Annotated in this window: 28 protein-coding genes and 1 tRNA gene; 23 read left to right on the forward strand and 6 right to left on the reverse strand. The window is 39.9% G+C overall.

The window, feature by feature from the left end:
* Positions 1-92: 92 nt before the first annotated feature.
* From rbsD to VEHSUH06_RS02265, 4 genes are all read right to left on the reverse strand, one after another.
* Positions 93-506, reverse strand: coding sequence for a D-ribose pyranase (gene rbsD, locus VEHSUH06_RS02250; RefSeq protein WP_105097601.1), 414 nt, complete (start codon positions 504-506; stop codon positions 93-95).
* A 191-nt stretch (positions 507-697) separates the two neighbouring features.
* On the reverse strand, positions 698-1,585 hold the full coding sequence (rbsK, locus tag VEHSUH06_RS02255; RefSeq protein WP_105097602.1) for a ribokinase: 888 nt from the start codon (positions 1,583-1,585) through the stop codon (positions 698-700).
* 418 nt (positions 1,586-2,003) lie between these two features.
* Entirely contained in the window at positions 2,004-2,660 is a 657-nt protein-coding gene (locus VEHSUH06_RS02260) for an NAD(P)H-binding protein (RefSeq protein ID WP_105097603.1), read from the reverse strand.
* Positions 2,661-2,739: 79 nt separating this feature from the next.
* Complete coding sequence (locus tag VEHSUH06_RS02265) at positions 2,740-3,261, reverse strand: cysteine hydrolase family protein (RefSeq protein WP_105097604.1); 522 nt, start codon at positions 3,259-3,261, stop codon at positions 2,740-2,742.
* 289 nt (positions 3,262-3,550) lie between these two features.
* Here VEHSUH06_RS02265 and VEHSUH06_RS02270 point away from each other — a divergent pair, with 289 nt between their 5' ends.
* The 14 genes from VEHSUH06_RS02270 to VEHSUH06_RS02335 all read left to right on the forward strand — a co-directional run bounded on the left by VEHSUH06_RS02270 (position 3,551) and on the right by VEHSUH06_RS02335 (position 16,256).
* Entirely contained in the window at positions 3,551-3,796 is a 246-nt protein-coding gene (locus tag VEHSUH06_RS02270) for a type II toxin-antitoxin system prevent-host-death family antitoxin (RefSeq protein ID WP_039969495.1), read from the forward strand.
* A gap of 2 nt (positions 3,797-3,798) precedes the next feature.
* Positions 3,799-4,119 carry a type II toxin-antitoxin system RelE/ParE family toxin gene (locus VEHSUH06_RS02275; protein ID WP_105097605.1) on the forward strand — a complete coding sequence of 107 codons (321 nt, stop codon included), beginning with the start codon at positions 3,799-3,801 and terminating at the stop codon, positions 4,117-4,119.
* A gap of 142 nt (positions 4,120-4,261) precedes the next feature.
* The gene (locus VEHSUH06_RS02280) at positions 4,262-5,863 is read left to right on the forward strand and encodes a tryptophan transporter (protein ID WP_105097606.1); all 1,602 of its coding nucleotides are present in this window, start codon (positions 4,262-4,264) and stop codon (positions 5,861-5,863) included.
* The gene (locus VEHSUH06_RS02285; protein WP_105097607.1) at positions 5,856-6,668 is read left to right on the forward strand and encodes an energy-coupling factor ABC transporter ATP-binding protein; all 813 of its coding nucleotides are present in this window, start codon (positions 5,856-5,858) and stop codon (positions 6,666-6,668) included. Before VEHSUH06_RS02280 ends, VEHSUH06_RS02285 begins: the two co-directional genes overlap by 8 nt.
* A 9-nt stretch (positions 6,669-6,677) precedes the next feature.
* Positions 6,678-7,346 carry an energy-coupling factor transporter transmembrane protein EcfT gene (locus tag VEHSUH06_RS02290; protein WP_105097608.1) on the forward strand — a complete coding sequence of 223 codons (669 nt, stop codon included), beginning with the start codon at positions 6,678-6,680 and terminating at the stop codon, positions 7,344-7,346.
* A 337-nt stretch (positions 7,347-7,683) separates the two neighbouring features.
* A complete protein-coding gene (locus VEHSUH06_RS02295; protein WP_105097609.1) occupies positions 7,684-8,184 on the forward strand; it encodes a GNAT family N-acetyltransferase in 501 nt (166 codons plus the stop codon).
* 84 nt (positions 8,185-8,268) lie between these two features.
* A complete protein-coding gene (gene hisJ / locus VEHSUH06_RS02300; RefSeq protein WP_105097610.1) occupies positions 8,269-9,132 on the forward strand; it encodes a histidinol-phosphatase HisJ in 864 nt (287 codons plus the stop codon).
* 148 nt (positions 9,133-9,280) lie between these two features.
* Complete coding sequence (locus tag VEHSUH06_RS02305) at positions 9,281-9,616, forward strand: hypothetical protein (protein ID WP_146251390.1); 336 nt, start codon at positions 9,281-9,283, stop codon at positions 9,614-9,616.
* Positions 9,606-9,941: an aminotransferase class I/II-fold pyridoxal phosphate-dependent enzyme gene (locus VEHSUH06_RS02310; RefSeq protein ID WP_233187865.1), complete on the forward strand. Its 336-nt coding sequence runs from the start codon at positions 9,606-9,608 to the stop codon at positions 9,939-9,941. The genes VEHSUH06_RS02305 and VEHSUH06_RS02310 overlap by 11 nt, the downstream gene beginning before the upstream one ends.
* 208 nt (positions 9,942-10,149) lie before the next feature.
* Entirely contained in the window at positions 10,150-10,776 is a 627-nt protein-coding gene (gene hisH, locus VEHSUH06_RS02315; protein ID WP_009352181.1) for an imidazole glycerol phosphate synthase subunit HisH, read from the forward strand.
* Positions 10,777-10,788: 12 nt separating this feature from the next.
* Positions 10,789-11,559 (forward strand): imidazole glycerol phosphate synthase subunit HisF, encoded by a 771-nt coding sequence (gene hisF / locus VEHSUH06_RS02320; protein ID WP_105097612.1) that lies wholly within the window; start codon positions 10,789-10,791, stop codon positions 11,557-11,559.
* Between the two features lie 238 nt (positions 11,560-11,797).
* Positions 11,798-13,630, forward strand: a complete 1,833-nt coding sequence (locus VEHSUH06_RS02325) for a carbon starvation protein A (RefSeq protein ID WP_105081261.1) — start codon at positions 11,798-11,800, stop codon at positions 13,628-13,630.
* A 486-nt stretch (positions 13,631-14,116) separates the two neighbouring features.
* On the forward strand, positions 14,117-15,733 hold the full coding sequence (locus VEHSUH06_RS02330) for a membrane biogenesis protein AsmA (protein WP_105097613.1): 1,617 nt from the start codon (positions 14,117-14,119) through the stop codon (positions 15,731-15,733).
* Between the two features lie 127 nt (positions 15,734-15,860).
* The gene (locus VEHSUH06_RS02335; protein WP_077707956.1) at positions 15,861-16,256 is read left to right on the forward strand and encodes a hypothetical protein; all 396 of its coding nucleotides are present in this window, start codon (positions 15,861-15,863) and stop codon (positions 16,254-16,256) included.
* Positions 16,257-16,432: 176 nt separating this feature from the next.
* Here the strand turns inward: VEHSUH06_RS02335 and VEHSUH06_RS02340 are convergent, their stop codons facing one another.
* Positions 16,433-17,443: a PIN domain-containing protein gene (locus tag VEHSUH06_RS02340; RefSeq protein WP_105097614.1), complete on the reverse strand. Its 1,011-nt coding sequence runs from the start codon at positions 17,441-17,443 to the stop codon at positions 16,433-16,435.
* A 366-nt stretch (positions 17,444-17,809) separates the two neighbouring features.
* Positions 17,810-18,553 carry a copper amine oxidase N-terminal domain-containing protein gene (locus tag VEHSUH06_RS02345; RefSeq protein ID WP_105097615.1) on the reverse strand — a complete coding sequence of 248 codons (744 nt, stop codon included), beginning with the start codon at positions 18,551-18,553 and terminating at the stop codon, positions 17,810-17,812.
* A 308-nt stretch (positions 18,554-18,861) separates the two neighbouring features.
* On the opposite strand from VEHSUH06_RS02345, the gene queF reads away from it, so the two are divergent.
* The 9 genes from queF (at position 18,862) to hydE (ending at position 26,001) form a co-directional block, all read left to right on the forward strand.
* A complete protein-coding gene (gene queF, locus VEHSUH06_RS02350) occupies positions 18,862-19,359 on the forward strand; it encodes a preQ(1) synthase (protein WP_004697960.1) in 498 nt (165 codons plus the stop codon).
* Between the two features lie 265 nt (positions 19,360-19,624).
* Positions 19,625-20,221, forward strand: a complete 597-nt coding sequence (locus VEHSUH06_RS02355) for a hypothetical protein (protein ID WP_233187866.1) — start codon at positions 19,625-19,627, stop codon at positions 20,219-20,221.
* 214 nt (positions 20,222-20,435) lie between these two features.
* Positions 20,436-21,350 (forward strand): cysteine synthase A, encoded by a 915-nt coding sequence (cysK, locus tag VEHSUH06_RS02360; RefSeq protein WP_105097617.1) that lies wholly within the window; start codon positions 20,436-20,438, stop codon positions 21,348-21,350.
* Between the two features lie 100 nt (positions 21,351-21,450).
* Entirely contained in the window at positions 21,451-22,059 is a 609-nt protein-coding gene (gene epsC, locus VEHSUH06_RS02365; RefSeq protein ID WP_105097618.1) for a serine O-acetyltransferase EpsC, read from the forward strand.
* A gap of 101 nt (positions 22,060-22,160) precedes the next feature.
* Positions 22,161-22,251 (forward strand) — tRNA-Ser (locus tag VEHSUH06_RS02370).
* A gap of 201 nt (positions 22,252-22,452) precedes the next feature.
* Positions 22,453-23,202, forward strand: a complete 750-nt coding sequence (locus VEHSUH06_RS02375; RefSeq protein ID WP_105097619.1) for a hypothetical protein — start codon at positions 22,453-22,455, stop codon at positions 23,200-23,202.
* Between the two features lie 355 nt (positions 23,203-23,557).
* Positions 23,558-24,160, forward strand: a complete 603-nt coding sequence (locus VEHSUH06_RS02380; protein ID WP_009351834.1) for a hypothetical protein — start codon at positions 23,558-23,560, stop codon at positions 24,158-24,160.
* Positions 24,138-24,878, forward strand: a complete 741-nt coding sequence (locus tag VEHSUH06_RS02385; protein ID WP_105097620.1) for a YaaA family protein — start codon at positions 24,138-24,140, stop codon at positions 24,876-24,878. Before VEHSUH06_RS02380 ends, VEHSUH06_RS02385 begins: the two co-directional genes overlap by 23 nt.
* Positions 24,865-26,001 carry a [FeFe] hydrogenase H-cluster radical SAM maturase HydE gene (gene hydE, locus VEHSUH06_RS02390; RefSeq protein WP_233187867.1) on the forward strand — a complete coding sequence of 379 codons (1,137 nt, stop codon included), beginning with the start codon at positions 24,865-24,867 and terminating at the stop codon, positions 25,999-26,001. The genes VEHSUH06_RS02385 and hydE overlap by 14 nt, the downstream gene beginning before the upstream one ends.
* The last annotated feature ends 36 nt before the right edge of the window (positions 26,002-26,037 follow it).

Genomic DNA, 26,037 nt, shown 5'->3' on the forward strand with positions numbered 1-26,037 from the left:
TATGTAATAGATTTGATAGTTGATTTTTGCAAGCCGAACTGCCTAATTTACAGGTTCGGATGCTTATAAAACTAGTCGGTTAATCTATTGCTCTAGGGGCGATCGCTGAAAATACAATCGGCGCGCAAGATAATGTTGGCATACGGAGATGCTTCACCAGTTCTAATAATGCATTTGCATTGTTTTGTTGCTTCTTTGAAAGCTTCATGGCTCGTTTCAATCCATTCGTATTGATTGGATGGGAAGGTGGCCTCCAAGAAGTCATAAGCTTTAGGATTATGTTCCTTAATTTCCTTTGCCACATGAACCGCTTCGGATTTCATATGCTTAGAGATGATGGATACCACTTGTTCAAAGCTTGGTACACCAAAATCTAAGGCTAAATCAATCTTTTGAACCCCTTCAGGTACTGGCAAACCACAGTCAGCAATACAAATCGTATCTGTATGACCAAGATCTGCAAGAACCTTAGCAATATGGCTATTTAAAATGCCGTGTCGTTGCATACATAACTCCTTTTTCTATTCTAATGAATGAGGTTTTAAAGCCTCATTCATTAACTCCCTTTGTTATATAGAGGGCAGATGTATTCGTTGCATGAGAATGTATAGCTTGTATTGAATAGACCTTTCAAAGCGACTTTGGCCCTGCGAAGGCAGACCTGGCCAGTGGAGCTTTTAAAGGTCTATTCAATATGCTAATTCTTTGCCAAGAATACAGCGACCTCGTCCTTTGTTGGCATGCCGCCTTGGGCACCCAAACGTTGGATGGAGAGGGCCGCAGCTGCATTACCGTAGTGCAACGCGTCAGCTAAGCTTTTACCATTGACGATAGCTGTTGCAAAGGCCCCGTTGAAGGTATCACCTGCGCCTGTTGTATCTACCGGTTCAACCTTGAAGCCAGATACGGTGTGGATTTCACCGTTGTCGGCGTAGCCTACACCCTTGCTACCAAGGGTAACGATGATTTTATTTTCGTTTGCCAATAATGTTTCCTCTGTCGATTGATTAGGGTAGAGAGCAGATAGTTCATGCTCGTTTGGCGTGATGTACGTAGCCAATTCTAACCATTCAGGATTGAGGTCAGCTGCTGGAGCTGGATTTAAGAGAACTTTTACATTTGCCTCGTGGCAACGCCGAACGATATATTCGATGGTGGGAATAGGAATTTCGTTTTGCACCATTACAAGATCTGCTTGCTCGATAGCAGACCAAGCGTTATCTACTACGTTTTTGTCTACCTTAGCATTAGCGCCTGCAATCACGATGATGCTATTATCGCCTTCAGCCAATGTAATGTGGGCTGTACCTGTTGTAGTATTCGGTACGGTAACGATGTAATCTGTATTGATGAAATTTTCTTTTAGATTATCTAAAATCATTTGGCCGTATGCATCTTCGCCGATACAACCAACCATAGTAACCTCTGCGCCTAGGCGAGCAGCGGCTACCGCTTGGTTTGCACCTTTACCGCCATGTGCGATGTGCAATTCGTTGCCCATGATTGTTTCGCCTGCCGCCGGACGTTTATCGGCGAGGACTACAATATCCATGTTGCAACTGCCTATAACAACAATGCGATTCATAATAACTCCTTAATCAACCTCTGCCCTAATTGGGACTAAAAATGACTATCATTTATTTTTATACATAAAACTTAGAGGGGGGGTTATACAATAAGTTACATATATAAATATAATTGATAGTCCTAGAGGCGTTTGCCTTCACATACCTATAAGCGTATCTTAATCATCTATTAGTATAGCGTAAATACAGAACTTTATCTATATAAATAACTATAAAATATAGGAATAAGAAAAGGTATACCCAAAATCTATGTTACATGAGTAAAAATGTACTCTCTGGATTTTGGATATACCTTATATTAAAAATTTAATAGACTATACTATTTATATTTTTTCTAACATTTTGTCTATGCTATCAAAGGTTTCTTTTACCTATATTCATAGTCTGTTAGGCCTTTGTTCTTAATATAGTTTTATGTTAGTGAAAGCTTGGTTTGTCGTAGTGTGTACCTGGCTCACCTACGCCGATACTTGTGCGGTGGAACGGAGTTTCATCCTCTGCATGTAAAATATCAAAGATGGCTTTTACAACGGCTTCGCGAGTAACTTGAGCATCGTTGAATTGAGCTCCTTCAGGGATGAGCTCGTAATTTGTATTCTCTGGATCATTGTAGAGCCATGTGAGGCGCAAGATTGTGTAGTTTAAGTTGGACTCGCGCAATACATTGCGTGCTTGGCGTTCACCTTGTACATAGCTAATCGGTAAGTTGTCGAAGGTCCATTTTTCAAGTGCTGCTGGGAATTCACCAGAGAGACCAGCCATGGAAAGGCCGATAACGCGGCGTACATTTTTACGGCTCAATGCTTTCACGATGGATGCCATATCACTACCAGCCTCCATGGCACCTACGAAAACGATTTCAGCATTTGTTACAGCTTGCTCTAATTTTGCAGGATTTTGGAAGGAGCCCTCGATGACAGTCACTCGTTCATGTTCGAGGATTTCTGGATGTATACGCGTGGATAATTGGCGACCATATAATGTAAGGTGCATGTCTGTATATGTTAATAATGTAGCGGTTAACTTCTGTGCAATCTGGCCAGCGGCCCCTAAAATAGTAATATATTTGTACATATAGACCTCCTATGTCCTAGGCATAAGTATTTATAGGCATTATATCACATCTATATGACGAGAAAGTGAGAATAACAATTTAATTAATAGCTAGAATTTCTTTTGTTGTTTTTAGTTGCGCAAATCGATTTCGCCAAATCTTTTCTTTGTAAAAGGATAGGATTTTATCTGCTGGTAGATGCTCATTATCAAAGGTTGAGATAGCATCTTCGACGATGGTGATTTTATAACCATATTCAAAGCCTACTTTCACAGATGTATCAATGCAAAATTCCACTTGCATTCCTACAAATGTTAAATCGGTAATATTTTTTCGGTTTAAATATTCCTTTAATTTAGTGTCCTTGAAGATGCTATTGTAATATTTATTGAAAATCTTTTCGTTTTCTTGAGGCTTTAATTCGTGATAGACTTGCCAATTATCACTACCCATTGCTAATAAACCTTCATCTTCAGAGTGTCTGATAAAAATTACTTCTATATTTTGATCTCTGAAATGTTGAATGATTGCTTTTGTATTTATGATAAAATTTTTTGTATCGAAAGGATTTTCTTTAACTAAGCCTTCTTGTATGTCGATTACGATTAATGCTTGTGCCATGATGTATTTCCTTTATTAAAGATAAATTATATGTATTATGTGAATGTAATTAGAATTTATTATATTAGTTATTAAATTATTGTCGATTTCTTCGTATATAAGTATCTATGCACATTATATAACAAGTATATAACAAGAAAAGGAAGAAAGCAGTATCATATATGTTGATAGTAATTTTAAGAAATGTTGTAGAATCTGATGTTGAATTTACATGATAATTTAACTACAATAATGATAAGATATTAGAACGATGAGTGTTATATCACTAAAGTATTTTGGAGGTGATAGTATGCCAAATATAAAACCTATTTCAGATTTACGTAATTATTCTGAAGTTTTACGTGATGTTACTATAGATAGTCCCGTATTCTTAACTAAAAATGGTAGAGGTAGATATGCAATTATGGATATTCAAGATTATGAACGTGTAATGGCTACTATAAAACTTATGGGGGCTTTAGAGACAGGTCGTAAATCTGGTGAAGAACAAGGATGGATTTCATCAGAGCAACTAAAGAGTGAATTAGGGATTTAATTATGAATAATCAAATTAGCTATGCACCAAAAGCACGAGAAGATTTGCTAGAAATAAAATCTTTTATAGAAGAAGAAACCGGTGATATTGAGTTAGCTAAGAAAACCATTTCGGATATAGTGACTACGAATGACTCGTTGAGTATATTTCCAGAAATGGGGCAGCGATTATTGATTAATCTAGGAAGTAAAATTGAATACAGATATTTACTTTGTCATAATTATTTAAGTTTTTACCGTTATTTAGACCGAACTATCTATATTGATAGAATATTAAACAGTAGACGGGATTATCTTAGAATATTATTAGAAGAAGTACATTAGCTCTTAAAAGCACTATCCTTAATAGATGGTGCTTTTTATCATATGATAAACATACTAACTATTAATAGTATCTTGGCTTTCACAAATCCTAGAAGAGTGATACAATATAGATTATATATTCATTTTTAGAAAAGAGGCTATTATGGAACGGATTCAAGATCTTGTGTACACGCATGTGCAGGGTGGCCAGTTTAGATGGGTTACCGTCAGCACATTGATGCTCGCATTGGGCACGATATTGCATTTGGTGAGCCCTAGTGTGGCTGGGGTAACGCCGAACTGGACGATTGCTACGTACTGCGTAGCTATTTTATTGACTCGTCCAAGTTTGAGTCAAACGTTGGGGATTGGCCTTGTGGCGGCCCTCATCAATGTTTTGACATCTAAGTCAGCATTCCCTTACGGTAACTTATTGTCTGAACCAGGTGGTGCTTTGACAGCAGCTCTCGTGACGCGTGCTATGTTGTCCGTGAAGTTCCGTAAAATCGGTGGCTTTGATTTGACACCAATCCTATCTGGATTTTTAGCGACTGTTGTATCTGGCGGTATCTTCGTTACCATTTTGTGGAAAGTATTGGGTTTACCAGACAATGTATATATGTATGGTATGTGGCCGATGGTTCTTATCGTAGGCGCTTTGAACGGTGCCATTACGCCAATCTTGTACATTCCGGCGCAACGTCTATTCTCCAAACGCGGCATGTTGCCGAGTGCAGAGGAATTGGGTTCCGATCACAGTCATTTGACAATCTTGCCTGAGCGCCAAGCTAAGATTTCCATTGAATACGTAAATTACTACCATCCTAAGGCGACGACACCATCTCTTGAAAATATCAATCTCGATGTGCATGATGGTGACTTCCTCGTTGTGACTGGTCCTGCCGGTTGTGGTAAAAGTACCCTTTGCATGGCCATGGTAGGGGCTGTGCCTAAATTCTACGGCGGTCGCCTTGAAGGCATGGTTTTCGTAGATGGTAAAGCGACTACGCAAATGGAAATTCCTGAGCTGGCAAACCATATCGGTGTGGTTCTCGCTGATTACGACACTCAACTCGTAACGATGACAGTTCGTGAAGAAGTGGCCTTTGCTATGGAAAATCGCGGTTATGACCGTGAAACCATCAAAGCACGTTCTGAAGAGGTGTTTGCACAAGTTGGTCTTATCGGCTTAGAAGATCGCAAAATTACTAGTTTATCCGGTGGTCAACGCCAACGTTTGGCGATTGCTTCCGTGTTGGCTACGAACCCAACTGTTCTTGTTCTTGATGAACCAACGAGCTCCCTCGATCCAGATGGGACTGCCGAATTATATCGCCTCGTAGGTGATTTAAATCAAAAACACGGTATTACCGTTGTCGTTATCGACCATGACTTACACGCTGTATTGCCGTATGCAAATCGCATGGCTCTCATGGTGGATGGCTCTATTGCGTGCGACGACGATGTACCAACTACGCTTCGTTACATGTACGAACACAATATTCACGTAGATGCGTTGCCATCCGTGTTCACCACGTACATGGAACTTGAACAAGCGGGCTTCCACAGCGATGAGCCTTGGCTCAGCATCGAGTCTGCTATCAAGGGCTTGCATCAAATTGAAATGGCTCATGCCATCCAAACTGAGGTGCATGGTGAAAGCAACTCTACCAATAACAAAACAAATACTACTGTAGTAGAAGATAGAAAACCGATTCAACGCGTTGATGATGTACAAGGAAAGGACGGTGGCGCTCATGCTTAAGGTTGAAAATATCCGCTTTGGCTATGTGCCATCTGTAGACATTTTCCGTGATGTGACTTTCACCATCGAAGGGGGCGAATATATTGCCATCGGTGGCCGCAATGGTTGTGGTAAAACGACCATCACTCGTTTGCTTGTAGGGCTTGAAAAGGCTAGCGAAGGCCGCATGTACTATAACGGCACGGATATTACGTCTATGCCGCCATCTAAACGGGGTCAATTTATTGGTTATGTATTCCAACAACCAGATCGCCAAATGTTCAGACCAACAGTAGCCACAGAGGTTGCTTTCGGTCCTGAATCACTAGGTCGCACTAAATCCGAAGTGAAACGCATCGTTGATGAAGTGTTGGAGCGTACAGGTATCGCTCACTTACGTGATGCTTATCCTCCAACATTGCGCCGTGGTGAAAAACAACGCGTTGCTATCGCTTCTGCATTAGCAATGCAATCTAAAATCCTCATCCTAGACGAACCAACAAGTGGTCAAGATGGTAAGGAAACTAAAGAGTTGTTAGCTTTATTGCGTCAACTCAATCAAGAAGGCATTACGATCCTTCTCATTACACATGATATGGAAATCATGGCTAGCGAATGTAGCCGTGCACTCATCATGGGTAACCAAACCGTTGCCTTTGATGGCAGTCCAGAAGAATTATTCAAGAAATCTACGGACGAATTGCAAGACCTAGGCCTTACAAAACCGCCAAGTGTGGAACTTTCACTAGCGGTACCATCCCTCGGTTATTGCAAATCCATGGATGAATTGAAATCTAAGTTAGTGGCTCAGTTGAGCGGAAAGTAGGAGGGACATATGGAACGTTTAGTACCGTTAACAAAAATCTTGATGACCCTCGCTGTATCCGTGTGGGCCATCCTATTACGCGACTGGGCATCTTTATTGGCTTTAGTCGTTGTAGAACTTGTCGTGTTATTTGTTGCAGGTTTATTGATCAAACAACGTAAGGCCGTATTGGCATTGACTAGCTTTGCTGTATTCCTTGGTGTTATCCAATTCCTTGGTAGCGGCGATGTAACATCTGCCATCGTATCCGGCTTGCGTATGCTTGCCATGACACTTGTATTCATTTGCTTGTTGGCAACTACAAAATTACAAGACCTTACAGCAGCGCTCGTAACACAATGCAAAATTCCTTACGAATATGCATTTATGTTCACGGCAGCACTACGCTTTGTGCCTGACTTCATCGCTGAAAGCCATGCTGTACAAGAGGCGCAAGCGTGCCGTGGTTTATCCTTAGAAGGCAACTTCATTAAACGCATGAAATCTTACGCATCTGTTATCCAACCATTGCTTTTAAAATCCTTGGGACGCTCCGAAACAATGGCGCTATCCCTAGAACTACGCGGCTTCGGTGGACCTACACATAGCTTTGCAGCGTCTGTAGGATTGAAAACTATGGACTACGCTGTGATTGGCGCATTGATTGTTATTACAGTACTACTATTCGTAATTGTGTAATAGATAGAACTAGATTAATTCATAGTGTTAATTGTGTTATAATTAATTTGAAGAGTATGGGGTATCTTAATTGGTACACCTAAAAAGACACCTAGAAAGGGCGAAATTTCTAGGTGTCTTTTGATTATCTTTTAAAAATTTATTTATGTTATAATACTAATAGGTAGTAAAGCGTACAAAATATTGCCTACAATATAACAAAAAGGACGAGTTGCAGCTCGTCCTTTTTCTTGCGTGTTAGCGTTATTTTTATATATTATGTTATATAGATATAATATAGAAATAATTTTAGTTTCGGATACCGGATTTTGGATACCAACAATTTTGAGGAATTCTTATGAGTGAATTAGCAATACGACCAATTACAAAGAACGATATAGCATCTTGTTTAGATATTTACAATTACGAGGTTGTAAATGGCGTAGCCACCCTTGATCTTGAGCCGCGAACACTAACAGAGTGGCAGGAGTGGTATGAGGCGCATCAAACATCTGAGCACTGCATTTTTGTAGGGCTTATGGACGATGTTGTAGTAGGCTATGCATCGCTTTCACCATATAGAACAAAGGATGCTTTCAAAAGTACCGTCGAATTATCTATCTACATTCATCAAGAGTATCGTGGCAAAGGTGTGGCATCTAAGTTGATGGCGCATATATTAGAACATGCGAAAGAAAGGGAAACATTACATACGGTTGTGTCTGTCATTACGGCGGGAAATGCGGCAAGTACAGCGCTACATGAACGGTTTGGGTTTACTTATTGTGGACTAACGCCTCAAGTTGGTTTCAAACATGGTAAATATCAGGATACCGAAACATACGCATTATTGGTATAATAAAACGTAGATATTAAATTACAGACTAAATGTACAGATGATAGATAAGGGTTCGCCGTGGGTTAGGGCGAATAGGGTGATTGAATGAACATGAAAGATGAACGGCAGTTTGTTGGATACAGTAAGTATCGCAGCCGTCTCGTAGATGGTCATGTACATACAGAGTTGTGTCCACATGGTAGTGGGGACCGGACTGCAATGATGATTGAAAAGGCTATTGAGTTGCGTATTGAGAAAGTATGCCTTACAGAGCATGCGCCATTGCCAAAGGCTTTTGCTGTTGAATACGGTGGTGACCAAAAGGCCTATGATACAGCGTCTTTGAAATTGAATCAAGTAGATTCCTATCTAGAATTAGGCCGTCAATTGCAACGTGCTTATGGCACGCATATCGACATCTCCCTTGGCTTTGAAGTGGATTACATTCCAGGCTTTGAGACGGATATTCAAGAGTTCCTCGACCGTTATGGTCCGTTGACGGATGATAATATTTTATCCGTTCACTTTATGGAAGGCCTTAATAATGCCTTTTATTGCTTAGACTATAGCCCTAAAGAATTTGAGCGTGGTTTTGGTCCGTGGATTCAAAAGCAATATGAGTTATATTACAAATATTACTCTACTGTGCGCCAAGCTGTGCGTGCTGACCTCGGTGAATATACGCCAAAACGCATTGGTCACTTTGATTTGATCAAGAAATACCAACACTACTTTGGCTTTGAGCGTCACTTGGATCGCCGCAATGCGCAGGTAGTAAGCGATATCTTGCATATCATGCGCGTACAAGGGCGCGAACTAGACTACAACATGAGTGGCTTCTTCAAACCAGATTGTCGTGAAATGTACCCGAGCCGCTTTATCCAAGGCATGGCTGCTGTTATCGGTGTGCCATTTGTACTTGGTTCTGACGCACATAGCGTGGCAGATATAGAAAAAATTTGGGGATAATAACAAAAGGTCTATACTTGGCTCTGTTCTATGTAACATGTGGGTAAAAGTATGGACCTTTTTTATGTGCAAATAGTAATTAGATGATTTGATTTCTTTATGAGGAACAGAACGTATGGAGATAATACTTAAAATCCTAACCCTTATTATGTTTATTGGTATACTCTATAATAGTAGACAACGCAAGAAGTATGATGAATGGAAGGAAAAGGAAAATCAAGCCATATATGATTTGGGCCAGATTTTGGCCTGTGACAGAGCACAAGCTAAGTTTGTAATCGATCAACTAGGACGTCATGCGGTACCCATTGATGTGGTAGTTGCCCCTATGTCTGTTGTCTCTATCCATGGTGAAAGTATGAATGGCTATGCCTTTTCTTACAATGAATTAAAAGGCTGTTTTACTTTAAATGATAAGTTTGAAATAACAAATTTGATTTATAATGATGTAGATCTTCTACATCAGGGTGTGTTTGCCTTATAATCTCAATACCTTGTCCCAAGTGGCCGCAGAAGCAGCCTTTGATGATCAAGCATTCTTGGCGAGAACAGTATCTCAAAATGCAGAGGAACGAGCTAAATGGGAGGCTCTATTTGATGAGCTAGGAATTCACTACTACAAGAGCGAAGCGAATTTTATATTCTTTGAGGCTTCTGATGCGGATGCAGATGACCTCGCTGATGCATGGCTAACAGAAGGATACCAAGTGCGCCGAGGTCAACGAGACGGTTGGTTGCGACTTACTATTCCAATGGCTCAAGATGGAGATGTAATGCGGCATATATTAAAACAATTTATGAATAAATAAACGTAGAAATTATCAAATAAATTAGTAACTTTTTTGTTTTGATATCGAATTTTATTCTATAGAATGGAGTTTAGCTTTTACGCAATCTATAGGCAGGACTTTCTTTTTCCTTTGACGAATATATATATCGAAAACAACGTGAATGCGTGAATGTTTGAGCCCTAGTATTTTCTCTAGGGCTCATTAAGGCGGTTGAAAGGAGTTTATCATGATTGCCATTATAGATTATGACGCAGGGAACACATTTAACGTCCAGAAAGCTTTTGCCTACATCGGTCTCGATGCAGTGCTAACAGCGGATCCTGAGGTTATATTAAACGCTGATGGCGTTCTCTTGCCAGGTGTAGGCGCGTATGCATCGGCAGTAGCAGTTCTAAAAGAGCGTGGCTTAGTCGATGTACTTCATGAAGTAGTAAAGCGTGAAATTCCACTATTAGGCATTTGTTTAGGTATGCAATTATTATTTGAGGAATCTGAAGAGTACGGTCCAACTCCAGGTTTAGGTCTTATTCCTGGCAAGGTAAAAGAAATTCCTCGCGATCTTGGTCTCAGTGTACCTCACATGGGCTGGAACAAGAATGTAGTTCATTATCAAGATAGTCCATTTAGTAATGTAGACGATCAATATACTTATTTCGTTCATTCCTATTATGTAGATACAGATCCTGAATATATCATTTCCACAGCTAACTATGGTATCGATGTACCTGGTGTAGTTGAATGTGGCAGAGTATATGGAATGCAATTTCATCCTGAAAAAAGTGGTATCGTAGGTCTGAATTTGTTGCGTACGTTTGGTAATATTACAGAAGCTTACGCAGACTCAAAAAAATAGGAGGACGACTGAATGTTAGCAAAACGTATTATCCCTTGCCTTGGTGTGGCGAATGGCCGCGTACAGAATGGCGTACAATTCCGTGATATGGTTGACGCAGGGGATCCAGTAGAATGTGCAGAACGTTATGAAATACAAGGCGCAGATGAGCTTGTATTATTAGATATTACGGCCACAACAGAGGGTCGTAAAACTTTCACAGATATGGTTCTTAAATCCTCTGATAAGGTATTTATGCCACTTACTGTTGGTGGTGGGATTACCTCTGTTGAGGATATGACGGCTCTTATGAAAGCTGGTGCTGATAAGATTTCCATTAATACCGCCGCTTTGGCTAATCCATCCCTTATTACAGAAGGGGCTAAAAAGTTCGGTAACCAAGGCATCGTTGTATGTCTTGATGTAAAATATAATCCTTTTGATAAGGTATGGTATGCCTATGGACATGGATGTGCTAATGATGAAGGGGCGCAATGTAGAAATGCTCTTGAATGGGCGAAAGAGGCTGTAGAACGCGGTGCAGGTGAATTGTTGGTAACGAGCATCGATAGACATGGCACAGGTCTTGGCTTTGATATTGAATTATATCAAGCTTTAGCCGAAGTAGTAGATGTTCCTGTAACAGCTTTTGGCGGCGCAGGCAATGTACAGCATTTTGTGGATTTATTTACAAAAACTAATGTAACTGGAGCCCTTGCTGGTGTATTGCTACACAATAAAGTGTTAACTATAAAAGATATTAAGAAGGCTCTCCACGAAGCTGGTATCGTGGTAAGACTATAGATATAAACTATTTTTCTACACTTATTAAGGCATTCTCCTATGTGGAGGATGCCTTTTTGTTATGCCTTAAAGTTATAGAGGGCTTTCAAAATGACTAAATAGTAGTTGACACTCTCATGATTAGTTATACAATGAAAGTGTAAGTACTAACATTTTTACAAGCCAAAGTGGCATGGAAACATAAGTTTTATCAGAATTTTCATATACTCCATGTCACGAAACAAATGGAGGTGTTTATATGGTTATGAATGGTATTTACTTAGTTATTGCCTCCGCGTGTATTCTGATTTTAGCGTACCGCTTTTATGGGGCTTTCATAGCGGCTAAGGTGTTGACCTTGGACCAATATCGTCCGACGCCGGCTATGATTCACAACGATGGTCACGATTACGTGCCAACTAACAAATGGGTAACCTTTGGTCATCACTTTGCAGCTATTGCAGGTGCAGGCCCGCTCGTAGGCCCAGTTATTGCAGCCCAGTTTGGGTATTTGCCTGGTGCCTTATGGATCCTTATCGGCTCTGTATTAGCCGGTGCTGTACATGACATGGTTATCTTGTTCGCTTCAGTTCGCTATGACGGTAAGTCTATCGCGGATATTGCGCGCGAAGAAATCAGTAAACTAGCTGGTTTCGGTGCTATGCTTGCTACCTTGTTCCTATTGGTTATTACCCTCGCTGGTATGGCCGTAGTAGTAGCGAACGCATTGCATAACTCTCCTTGGGGATTCTTCTCCGTATTCGCTACAATTCCAATTGCTATTTTCATCGGTATTTATTTAAAATGGTTGCGCCCTGGTAAAATCCAAGAGGCTACTATCATTGGTGTAGCGTTAATCTTCGTAGGCATTATCTACGGTCCTAACATCGCGGCTAGCGAATATGCTTCTTGGTTCACATACGACTTGCAAACAATTGAAATTATGCTTGCCGTGTATGGCTTCTTTGCAGCAGCATTGCCAGTATGGTTATTGCTCGCTCCTCGTGATTATCTATCTACATACCTTAAAATCGGTACAATTGGCGCCTTGGCTCTCGGTATTATCATCGTAATGCCTGAAATCCAAATGCCAGCTGTTACTCCATATATCTGGGGTGGCGGTCCTGTATTGAAAGGTTCTGTATTCCCTTATATCTTCATTACTATCGCATGTGGTGCGTTATCTGGTTTCCATACAGTAATTGCTACAGGTACAACACCTAAAATGCTTACTAATGAAAGAGAAATCTTACCTATCGGTTATGGTGCGATGTTAACAGAAGGCTTCATCGCTATGATGGCGTTGATCGCAGCCACTGCATTGCATCCAGACGATTACTTTGCTATTAACTCCACAGTAGAATCCTTTAAAGCACTAGGTCTTCAAGTACATGAATTGCCAGCATTGTCCGCAATGGTTGGGGAAGACTTGATGCATCGTCCTGGTGGCGCCGTATCCCTTGCAGTAGGTATGGCTCATATCTTCTCCAGATTGCCTAACATGGATCACTTGATGGGTTACTGGTATCACTTCTGTATCATGTTCGAAGCCTTGTTCATCATGACTTTGATCGATGCTGGTACTCGCGTAGGTCGTTACTTACTTCAAGAATTATTAGGTCATTTCCATCCTAAATTCAACGACCAACATTGGGCTCCTGGCGTATATGGTTGTGCAGCTTTAATTTGTATCTTGTGGGGCTACCTAGTTCTACAAGGTAACATCGGTATTATTTGGCCTCTATTCGGCGTATCTAACCAATTATTAGGTACTATGACATTGGCTGTAAGTACTACAGTTATTATGCGACTTGGCCGCAAACGCTATGCATGGGTTACAGGTATTCCATGTATCCTAATGGCTATCGTTGCTATTGCTGCAGACTTTGAAAACGTATTTAACAGCTATATCCCAGCTGGTAAATGGATCCTAGTAGCATTCAGTGCTGCCATGTTCCTCATGATCCTTATCGTATTAGTAGAAGCAGTTCGCAGCTGGATTCGCTTGTCTAATATCCCTCAAGACTATCGCACTCAAGAAGAAATTGAAGCTGAAAGCCTTGTAAAATACGGCAAAGGCGTAAAAGCGTAATTTCCTTAACTTGGGCGTCAATTCTTAAGCTATTAGCATTAGGTTGATGGGGCCCAACTTTAACTCGACATTTAAATTAAAAAGCGTTGTCTATACCTTCTTCGCTCCAAAGCGAGCTAAGTCGCTCATACGGTATAGGCAACGCTTTTTATTACGTTTAGTAAACATTAGTCCCATCAACCTATGTATACCTTGAAGTCTCATATATGACGCCCAATGTGACTTGAAATGTACGTAAATAGATATTTAATTTTACTGCTTTTCCCTTAATGCTTCAGAGCCCTATTATTAGCATTTAGAGAATAATTTTATTTTGATTGGACATCTTTATAACTAATGTTATGAAAAGGAGAGCCTATACCGGATAAGCGACTTAGCTCGCTTTGGAGCGAAGAAGGTATAGGCTCTCCTTTTCAATCTAAGTGTAGTAATATAACAAGACCAATCAAAATAATACTTACATCCTCAACATGATATAATAAGGCTATGAAACATTATATACGTTCCTATTGGACAAAATATAAACAATTGTATAAGAAGGGCCTTAAAGGCATTGCAGCTTTTCTTGCCACTGGAGCGATCGTTTTCTTTGTATTGGCTACCATTGCTAGTCGCGGGATGGGCGTTATCTTTAACGAGGTTATGGCCCGCCAGACCATGATGCGCGGTACTGTTACTGTCGAAAGTTTATCTGCCACGCCGTGGGGGACGCTATCCTTTACTGATTTAGTATGGACGGATCCCGATGGGCGAAAACTAGTAACAGTTCCTAGCGGTAAGATACGAGTTAACATGTGGGATGTGGTGACGCACAACTTTAAAGCCTCCGCTATTAATGGTATTGAGCTAGATGATGCGGTCATCGTCGTCGATTTGGATGAAAACAACCGAATCGATTTTGTTCCACCATCGCCTGATGTAAAGAAGCCTCTTAATGAGGTAGCGCCACGCCCTAAGGTACCTAGAAAGACTACTCAAGAGCGACAAGAGGAGTTAGGTAAGCGGGTGCGAAACTTTAATTGGGAGGGCCAACATTTAGATCTAACAATTAAGTTGCGAAACAACCAACTTGAGATTTTTGATCGCAATCGTCACTATGTGATGAAGGATGTAAATGCTAGGATAGTCCTAGATAGTAATCGTGCTATACATATTGATATGGAGACTGGTAAATTTGGCGGCACTGCTATTGGTGATGGACTTGTTTTAAAAGGTAGAGTAGACTTAAAAGATGTGCTAAAACATCGCATGCCTCAGCTGGATTTACAGTTTGATGTGAAAGGCGTAGATCCATCATCCCTTGGATTCGGTGAGAATATCCACGATGCCATGACCTTGCTCACAGAGGTGACGGGTGACTTTAACAGACCTTTTGCTAAAGGTCGGGTAACGATGCCTATATTGCGAATTCCTGCATTGACCTTTGATAATGTGGTAGGCGATGTGACATACCAAGATGGTATATTGAACTTCTCTAACGTCAATGCCAATGTGTTCAACGGTAAGCTAGAGGCAAAAGGTGTTTATAATTTGGACACTCGTGCCTATACGATTACTGGCGTAGCAAAGGATTTAGACAGCAGTGTAGCCCTTAAGACGCCAGAGTTTCTTGTGCCTGTATCTGCTAATTTGAACTTTAAAAGCGAAGGCATGCCTCGTGATATGGAGGTGTGGGGTAATTTCTGGTCTGGTGAAGGTCACTATATGCTCATACCTATTCAAAGCATTACAGGGAACTTTCACAATAAGGGGCGTCATCTCTCCTTTAGTGATGTGAAAGTAAATACGAGGGTCACTACAATTTCCACGAATGCGTTGCGTATTGATGATGGGCAGCTCACGATGGGGCCACTCAATATTACGTCCCACGGGGGCAGTAATTTTATTCTCTATGATGAAGACTCATTTGATGATCTAGATGAGAATATGGACCAAATTAAAGAGGGCATGAAGCAAGCTAGTGAAAATAGTAAGCGTGCCTCGGAATCGGCCAAAGGTCTTAAAGATGTCAAGATTCCTGACGATGTAAAAGGGTCTATGAAAGATTTGAAACGTCAAATGGATTCCGTAAAAGATAGTATTGAAAGAGTCAAAATTAATTGATAAATGAAATATTAATGATATTTACAACAATTCATTGTGAGTTTAGATAACAAGTTTATAATAAATCTCCGTTATCAGTTTTTTTGATAATCACGCATTTCTTTTAGTACTTACTATGGAGGTTTTTATGAAAGCATCTAAACAATTATCTATCGTTTTGGCAGCCACTGTTCTTGCGTTTGGCGTAGCTACATTGGCACCTCAACAAGCGGACGCTTCTTATGGCTATAAATATACTGATTCCCAACGTCCACCAGTATCTACTCCAACAGGTTACGTTAATCCAGCTATGGGCTCTACTGTAACAGTTACAGATCCTGCACCTACTACAAATAAATTGACTACTCCTAAAGCTAGTACTACTATTGAAAACATTACTGTGACTAATGTTGCACCAAAATACTCTGATTACAATGATATTGCAGCATACTCTCTAGCAGTAGCTGACTATTTCATGGCGAAAATCATGGCTATATATGGTAATGGTAATACGGCACTTAACCGCTATGGTTTTGGCAAATAATTGATTTTGAAATAATCATTTCAGTTACATTTACAGAATAAAAAGGTCCCTTATGGGACCTTTTTGTATGTTTAGATTATCGCTTTAACCCGTTAAACTTTGGAGCTTAGTTATTTTGTAGGATTGTGTTTTGATTTTAGTATTCCAATAGAGGTAGCGAACTAACCATTTTATTTTTATCGCGACTCTAATACATCTGCTATGTCATCTAAATAGTCACGTTTTTCTTCTTCATACCTAGTTTCTGCTAATAGTTCGAGTGCCCGTTTTGTGGCACAATCAGGGAGTTTTTCGTAATTAAAGTTTGATAATAGTGTAAAATAAAAATCCCAAACGTCTGAGTCTGTAATAATCCAATTTATTTGATTATTGTTTATCAATGCAGTCGAAAGCTGTTCGACCTCTTGTTCAGTCCAACCGGAGTATTTTTTTAAAGAGGCAATTACTCCATGAGTGGTTACAAAATTTTGACTATTACATAAATCTAAGATTAATTTTTGCTTTTTTATTTCATCCTCTAATTGTATGTCTCGAACATGTTCTTTGAGGAAGTCAACTAGACTAGAATAAAAATAAATTTTAGAATTTTTCTTTGTTGACCATTCCTCAACAAGAAATGGATTCATCTTCTGGTCGTCTACTAAAGAGTGGTAGTCCTTATCTGCGCTAATAAAATATAAATCTTCATTAGGTGTAACTTTGTCTAATAGACATTCCCAATTTATTGCATCGCCATATTTATTATCTTTTCCTGGTGGATTACCTATGCGATAACGATTATAAGCTTTTTCTATATATATGTCGGAAGGGATTATTTCTATAACTGAGAAAAAACTACTTAGTGTTTTATCCGCAGGTAGTTCGTTACTAATAATTTGTGATTCGATATTCTTTCTAAATTCTTTGAATCTGTTAACAACAGTCGTTATATCTTTATTTAATTGTTCAAACTCTTCATATGCTTTACAGAAGACTGGATATTTAGGCTTTGTCATATCGAAACTTTTTAGAGCATCTTTGATTTTGGATTCTCGGTTTCTTAAGATTTCATTGCTAACCTGTTGAGGCACAATTAAATTTATGCTTGTGTTAAGCATATCTTTTAGTTTTTCGAATTGCGATAAATCATCATTAGTGAAGTGATAAAGTGAAAGCCAGATGTTGGTATCAATAAATACATTTTTCATCTTTAGATCCCCCAAAAACTATTAGTAATTACTTAGGATGAGCTTTTAAATTAATTTATAGTGATAAAATTAAATTTATTGTTAATATGTTAGATGGCTATGCTATTCTCTTTATTTTAAGTGCTTAAATACTATTATAGTAGATGTTAGTGAATATTGGAATTTATTAATTTAGTTTGTGTATATGGGTGGTATATTTATGTCAATTTCTATAATTATCTTAAATAAATGAATTGTATTATAAAAATTAAATATAATATTAAGTTGGATTATATTTAGTCTCTTATAGTATAATCTACAAAAGACCTAGTTGATATTTTAGTAACTAGGTCTTTTGTAGATTATAGAGTTGTTATAAGAAATAAATTAGCGATCTAAACCGCTTGGACGTTGGTATTCAGATTTTTCAGTAGTTTCTGTATTTGTTGTAGCTGCAGAGTCTTTAGCCAATGTTTTTTTGATTTTAATAAGCGGTTTTTCTGTCGCTTTTGGATCTTCTTTTTTCTTTACGTCCTTTTGGGATGGCGGTAAGAAGGTGTTGAGTTCATTCTTGTGGGATATCTCTGTGTTTGTGGTAGATGCCAATTGTGCGCGTTGAGGGGCGATGAAGATTTCGTCCTTTGTAATATTTACTTGATTCAACAATAATTTGAACACTTGTGGTTTTACAAAGATGGTTCCGTCTACCTTGCGAGCTGCTGGTAAGAAGGATTCAGATGTATCAAGGTTGATAATCTTTAATTTGCCATGGCGAATAACATCAGCAGAGCCTGGTTGAATCGCCAATGTAGCGATGTTCATATCTACCAATGCCGTTTTAGTAGGTTCATCCCAAGCTACTTTATAGCCCAATGCTTCAGATACTTGGCGCAATGCTACGAGTGGTTGGCCGTCTACATAGATTACGTTTTGCTGACCATTAATAGGCTCAACTACCTTGCCATCTACATTAATATGATGCTGTGTTGTTACAGATACAGGTTTCTCAAGGTTCATCGCGGGACCAGGATTCTCCATGCCAATAGCTGCTTGTGCAGGCTGTGCAACGCCGAATGTGAAAGCTAGTGCACCTACAGCGATACTAGATAAAATAAGCTGTTTTAATTTCATAAGAGACCTCCATAAGGTGTTATATCGTTTTGAATATACTAACGTTACCAAATGTATATGAAAATTTTATTATAAACTTAAATTTTATGCAATTAATATGTAGTTATGATACTGTTAAACTAGTTTATCCATAAGGCTCAGATTTTTAGCACTCAGTTATTCAGTACTCAGTTTTCGTATTGCTTTATGGTACAAAATCATATTTCTATATAAGTTGTGTATTCTTTTATATGCTATAATTAAGTGTTACATGAACTATTTAATATATCTAATTATAGAGTTATAGCATTTATAGAAAGAGGTTCTTTATGGCATCCGGCAGATCTGAAAAAGAGTTACAAGGGGTAACGATGTTAGGTCACAAGACCGATTACCCTACTGATTATGCACCACAGGTGTTAGAGGCGTTTGATAACAAACATCCTGATAACGATTACTTTGTTAAATTTAACTGTCCTGAGTTCACAAGCTTGTGCCCTATGACAGGTCAACCAGACTTTGCGACGATCTATATTTCTTACGTACCAGATAAGAAAATGGTAGAATCCAAGTCTTTAAAATTATATCTATTTAGTTTCCGCAATCACGGGGACTTTCACGAGGACTGCATCAACATCATCATGAAAGACCTTGTGAAGTTGATGGATCCTAAGTACATCGAGGTATGGGGCAAGTTTACGCCGCGTGGTGGTTTGTCCATCGATCCATACGCAAACTACGGCAAGCCTGGTACGGAGTGGGAAAAGACGGCAAAAGAGCGCCTTCATTTCCACGATATGCAGCCTGAGCGCGTAGCATACCGTTAATATGGCATACGAATATTTAACAATGGTCACATCGTTCATAATGTTTTTTATGATTGGTGTGACCTTGTCTATACACCCTGCGTCGATTATGGTAGGGACGAATACCTATATAGAATCACAAAATAAATGGACACGCTGGAACAGCTATATTATCTTTGTGCTTATTCTATTTGTTATGGACCTGTTCCTAACAAATGCTATATATCTAGCCTTTTACGATATATACGGCAATCTTAAGAACATAGGCCATCTCGGTGTTGATTTTATGGATGTTTTCTTTAGTGAAAGCTTCCAAGTCGTTGTAGCTGTCTTGTTCTTGCTCGTCGTATTTCAAGTTTTGGGGCTTGTCGATGTAGCCCATGGTGAAAGAAATCTATCCTTTTACTACAGCCAAGTAGAGGAGGGCAAGGAGCCGCCATCTTGGATGGAGCGATATATGGAAAGCGAGAAGGGCTCGCTGGGGGCAAGTATAATAGGACTCCTATACATGCTGTGGATGACCAAGAGGAGCATGTGGACATATATTGTCTGCGTTGTGTGGTTCAAGGTGTTAGCTATGCTAGTGAATGTACTAGTTTCACCTGTTATAAACCGCATTATGCACACCAATAATGAACTAGCCACACATGTGATTCTTGATCCTTATATTATTTCCTATGTACTGGCGGGTTTCTTATGGGGCCATGTAGCGCTACATCATGACTTAAGTAAAGCATATAGACAGGCCAAGAGCGTTGTCATATCATTAGTTCCTCGTCTAAGTGTATTGGTGGGGGCCGTTCTCTTTATTGGATTATCTTTAGCCATCATATTCGTGCCTATCACGTGGGATGTGGTGGTGGACGTGCTTACAAGTAAATAGATGAACCTTGTTATTTCCTGTGTTTTTTGGGGTTTTAAAAGTTATTCTCATTCTCTTGACAATGAATTGATTCAGGTGTTAGAGTATGGTTGTATTAATCAGAATACATAAACGTTTATACCTAGTGTATAGTGAATAACAAGGTGAAATACATATCGTCCTTGGGATATTCCTGAGGGCGATTTTTATCATCTGTCGCTAGAGGGAGGATCAGATGAGCATAGTAACAAATCAAACAACTGAACTGATTGGTAAAACTCCGGTATATCAATTACCAAATACCAATATTTATGTAAAACTTGAAAAATATAATGTAGGTGGCTCTGTGAAAGACCGTGCCGTTCTTGGCATGTTACAAGACGCCAAGGAGAAAGGTCGTATCCATGAGGATAGCATCATCGTAGAGGCTACAAGTGGCAATACAGGTATTGCTCTTGCCATGGTGGGCGCTATCTTACATATTAAAACTGTAATTATTATGCCTGAAAGCATGAGTAAAGAACGTCGTGAACTTATCAAGGCGTACGGTGCACAGCTCATCTTAACACCAAAAGAAACGGGCATGAAGGGTGCTCTTGAACGAGCAAATGAAATCTTAGAGAAATATCCTAATGCGTTTACTTTGGGCCAATTTGTAAATCCTGCGAATCCAGATATGCATTACCGTACTACGGGCGCTGAAATCGTAGAGCAAGTGCCGAATGTAGACGTATTTGTGGCAGGTATCGGTACAGGTGGTACTTTCACAGGTGTTACTAGACGATTGAAAGAGCATAATCCGAATCTGAAAGCTATCGCAGTGGAACCAACAGGATCTCCGGCCATTACAGAAGGCAAGGGTGGTCCTCACAAAATTCAAGGCATTGGTGCTGGTTTCATTCCTGAAAACTTCGACGAAAGCTTGATGGACGGCGTACAAACTGTGAGCGATGAAGAAGCCTTTAGCGAAGTACAAACCTTTATGCGTGAAAGCGGTGTTTCTATCGGTCTTTCTGCAGGGGCAGCTATTGTAGCTGCAAAGCGTATCGCTCGGGAAGAACCAAAAGCGAATATTGTAGTTATTGCGCCAGATGGGGTGGAAAAATACTTATCCCTATTGGATTTCGCTAATAATGAATACGTAAAGTAACGGATTTCGGATAGATAAAATATCTTATGTATAGGAATACAGACCACATATGTTGTATACTATATGTTATATGAGTAGAGTTATTTGAGATGGAGTCACTATGATGCAAGGTTTACGCGAATTATGGGGCAAAATTCAATATAATATTAAACGCGTAATGGATTCTGACCCAGCCGCAACAAGCGTGTGGATGGTCATTTGGACGTATCCGCATATTACGGCCTTATTCTGGCATTTCTTTGCGCACCGCCTTTATAAGGCGGGATGGCCAACCTTGGCGCGTCGTGTGGCATTACATTCTCGTCACGTAACGGGCATTGAAATTCACCCAGGTGCAACGATCGGCCGTGGCTTATTTATTGACCATGGTATGGGCGTTGTTATTGGTGAAACTGCCATCGTAGGTGATAATGTAACACTATTCCATCAAGTAACGTTAGGCGGCATGTCTTCTAAACAGGAAAAACGCCATCCAACTATTGAAGATGAAGTACTTATCGGTACAGGCACGAAAATCTTAGGTGATATTACTATCGGTGCCCGCACAAAAATCGGTTGTAACCTTGTTATTAAACATGATATCCCGAAAGACATGGTTATCTTCGAAACAGATCCAGAAAATATGTATGTCCGTAAACCTCGTCGAACCAATAACGGTAAGGCAGAGGAAAAGAAAATCCCCGATGACTACATAGAATACTATATTTAATATAGACGTAAATAAACCGCTAACTATTAGAGACTCTAGTAGTTAGCGGTTTTTTATTGACAATGCCTTATTGGGTATGATATGATTACCCAGTAAAGCATGGAGGATTACTCAAGAGGCTGAAGAGGACGGTTTGCTAAATCGTTAGGGCGGGTTACCGTCGCTAGGGTTCGAATCCCTAATCCTCCGCCATGCAAAGACCTTACATCATCCGGTGTAAGGTCTTTTTGTTTACTATGATTTAATTTTATAGGCCCTGTTATTGCAAGGATTCAGGTGAATCTAGGGCCTCATAATTATTGTATTACACAGGTGTGTAAGGTTATAGAGTTGACGTATCACAAGGGTACTCATATAATAGATTGTATAAAATGTAATTTTAAGGAGACTCTTATGAATACAAAATATACACGTCAAATGAATGTTATCCGTCGTGCATTAGGGATTGGAGCTTTGTGCTTAGTAGCCTCTATTGGTTTCGTTCACGCTGAAAGTATTGCTATCCCAAGTGCTCGTCCTATGATTGATGGGATCGGTGCTTATGTAGAGACAATTAGCAGCTCTACTAAATTACAACACCATGTAAGTGCAGATGTTGTAACGCCAAATGATTGGACATATACGGCACTGCAAACACTTATCAAACATGGTGCTATTACTGATACCCATGGCTTTGCTTTTGATGGCACTAGCTATACAAAAGATGAGCTCATGCCTCTTATCGATGAGGTGGTAACAAAACGAGAGCAAATGAACGAAAATGATCGCCAATATGCGTTGCGTATTTACCAAGAAAACATGCGTGATGTAATGGATTATCGCATTGCTCGCGATAAGAAAATCACCGAAGAGCGTCGCCAAAAATTAGATGCAAAACGTGCTGCAAAGGCTAAGAAATCTGGTAAGGCTTACCAAGTGTCTCAAGAACAACAAGAGGCCCTTGATAAAGCTAATGATGAAGTGGCGAAACCAGAAGAGCGTGCCTTAACAGACGAGCAAATCAAAGAAAAAATGAAGAAATTTAAAATTGATGACTCTCGCGTTAAGGTAAATAACGAAGTACGCATACGTTACGCTGGTTCCAAAGATAAGAAATCCAAAACAGACGCGCGCATGCAAACGGAGATGACCTTTACTTTATAACCCTTAATTAGGAGTTATATTGCCTATCACTATCTTCTTGCAGCTCTTCATGACAAGTAGCCGCAAGGTGATGGGGGAATATGCGAACCGTACATTTACAAATGAATGATAACTATAAAGGGACCGCTTTGGCGGTCCTTTTTCTATTTAAGCATCTATGTTTATGTATCTATATTTATTTATCTATCTATGTTTATGTACCTATTTATGTATTTATCTATATTTATGTATCTATTATGTAAAAAGTGTATCTTTAAATACCCAAGAGGGGTATAAAGTATGGTACAATTAAGGATAGTGTAATATCTGTTAGGTTATATCTAGCAGTGTGATATATGGAAATTAGGAGGACCTAATGGCAAACGAAGTTAAATTACAAGATGCAATGCAATCTGATTTTACTGCTGTCGTAAGCGACATTGCAGAGGAATTATTGGCGCGCCTAAATATTGACGAGGACGGTTCTGTTATCGACATGTTCCAAACTGGTTCCTTTGATCCGTGGCAATTATTCGTCTTCTTCGGCGCTTTAGAAAAAGCTCTCGTTGAGTACAGAACGGATAAACGGAAGAAAACAGTTATCGTTCATGCACAACCTGAGGCTCTTCTTGGTATTGGCCGCGTAGTAACACCTGTATCTACTATGCTTGAGCACGTATTGATGTCTCGTCTAAACGATATGAGCGAAGGTCGCTTGGAAACAGGTATGCTTACTGTATCTGCTGAAAGCATCGATTATGAAGGTGTCAATCTTAAAGGTCGTCACGTTGTTATCGTATGTGACCTTGTAGACGAAGATTCTGATTACCTTAAAGAATGCATTAAACTATGTAAAGAATTGAAAGCGAGCCACGTTGTGGCAGTGCCTCTCATGTTGTGGAATCCAGAATTAATCGATAATTTGACAGAGGAAACTATCAAGGCGGAATTATCCCATGAAAATCGTCCTCTCTCCTAGTAAGACAAAAACAATTACTAATGCTACTAGCAACGCAGTCAATCATGCAGTTCGAGACGGACAATTTCAGCCGCACCTTACACAAGAAATCATAAAACATGTCCGATCTCTCGATGTAACGGCTCTTGGGAAGGCTTTAAAGCTAAAGGATGACAAGGCACAGGCGCTCTTTGATTTCTATCAATCGTTTGAGTCCCAGCCAGTAGGTATCGCTTGTGAAAGTTACGATGGTATTGCTTTCAAATATTTAGACTGGCAGAACTTGTCTGATGAGGCCAAGGCCTTTGGTAAAAGCCATCTCGTTGTGATGTCTGCGTTGTACGGCGTCGTAGAGCCTACGATGGGCGTGCGCGATTATCGGCTCGATATGGTCGATAAGGTAGGTATTAATCTATACGACATATGGCGGGAAACGGTGGATGCATACTTTCACAAGGAAGATTGGATCTTAAACCTAGCGTCTAAAGAATATGCCAAAATGGTGAATCATCCGAAGGTGGTAACCATTGAATTTTGGGAGTTGCGAGGCGATGCATTTAAACAGATGAGTACGTCCTCAAAAATGAGTCGCGGTGTGATGGCTCACGAATGTTTAACAGCACAAGTGAAACATGTGTGTGATTTACCGCGCGAAGTGAATGGGTTTACCTGTGTCACTGACATAGATTCCATTACTATACCAAGCGAATCGATGACGGTTCGTTATGAAAGGAAGTGATTGTTTGCAAGTGCAAGGCATTCTTGCAAAAGACCTCGTCGGCGATGAATGGCTGACCGAGGAAGAATTGCGATTTCTCATGTCTGTAACTGATGAAGATGAGTTGCAGTTAATATATAAAAAGGCTTACGAAGTAAAGGCGAAATATGTAAAACCTGTAGCGTATTATCGGGGCCTCATCGAGTTCTCGAACCGATGCATTAAGAATTGTAATTACTGCGGTATCCGTCGTGAAAATGACAAGACGGAACGCTTTGATATGAATCGTGAAGACATCATCAAGATGGCACAGTGGGCATATGACCATGAATATGGCTCTATTACGCTACAATCTGGTGAACGCAGTGATGATATATTCGTTGATTATGTGGTAGATCTCATTCACGATATTAAAGCCATCGGCGATGGTTCCCTCGGCATTACGATGTGCGTAGGGGAACAAAGTGAAGAGGCGTACCGCCGCATGCGTGAAGCCGGTGCGAGCCGTTATTTATTGCGCATTGAAACAACAAATAAAGAACTGTACCATAAAATTCATCCTCAAGATGAATTGCACTCCTTTGAAACGCGCGTTGAATGCTTACGTCGTTTGCGCCGCGTAGGCTTCCAAGTAGGTACGGGCGTTATGATCGGTTTGCCTGGTCAAACGGAAGAAGATCTCGTGAACGATATCTTGTTCTATCGCGACATGGATATCGATATGATCGGTATGGGGCCTTACGTAGTGCATCACGATACGCCACTAGGCCAAGAGGCTCTAGCGATGGGGATTGATGATGAAGCGGGCAAGCTCCGCCGCGTTCAATTAGGTCTTAAGATGATTGCGTTGACTCGCTTATTCTTGAAAGACGTAAATATTGCTGCTACTACAGCGCTACAAGCACTGGATAAACTGGGCCGTGAAAAAGGTTTAGCCGCTGGGGCGAACATTTTGATGCCTATCATCACGATTCCTGAACACCGTGCAAAATACTTGCTATACGATAATAAACCTTGCGTAGACGACAATGCAGAACAATGTAAAGACTGCTTGACGCGCCGCGTTATGTCCATTGGTGATACTGTAGGGTGGAACCAAAATGGTGACTCCAAACACTACGGTAAACGGACAGGAGAATTTTAGATTTATATAGTCCTCTTTTTTCGATAAAATTTTTCG

Source organism: Veillonella sp. S13053-19 (assembly GCF_002959835.1).
Lineage (GTDB): Bacteria > Bacillota > Negativicutes > Veillonellales > Veillonellaceae > Veillonella > Veillonella rogosae.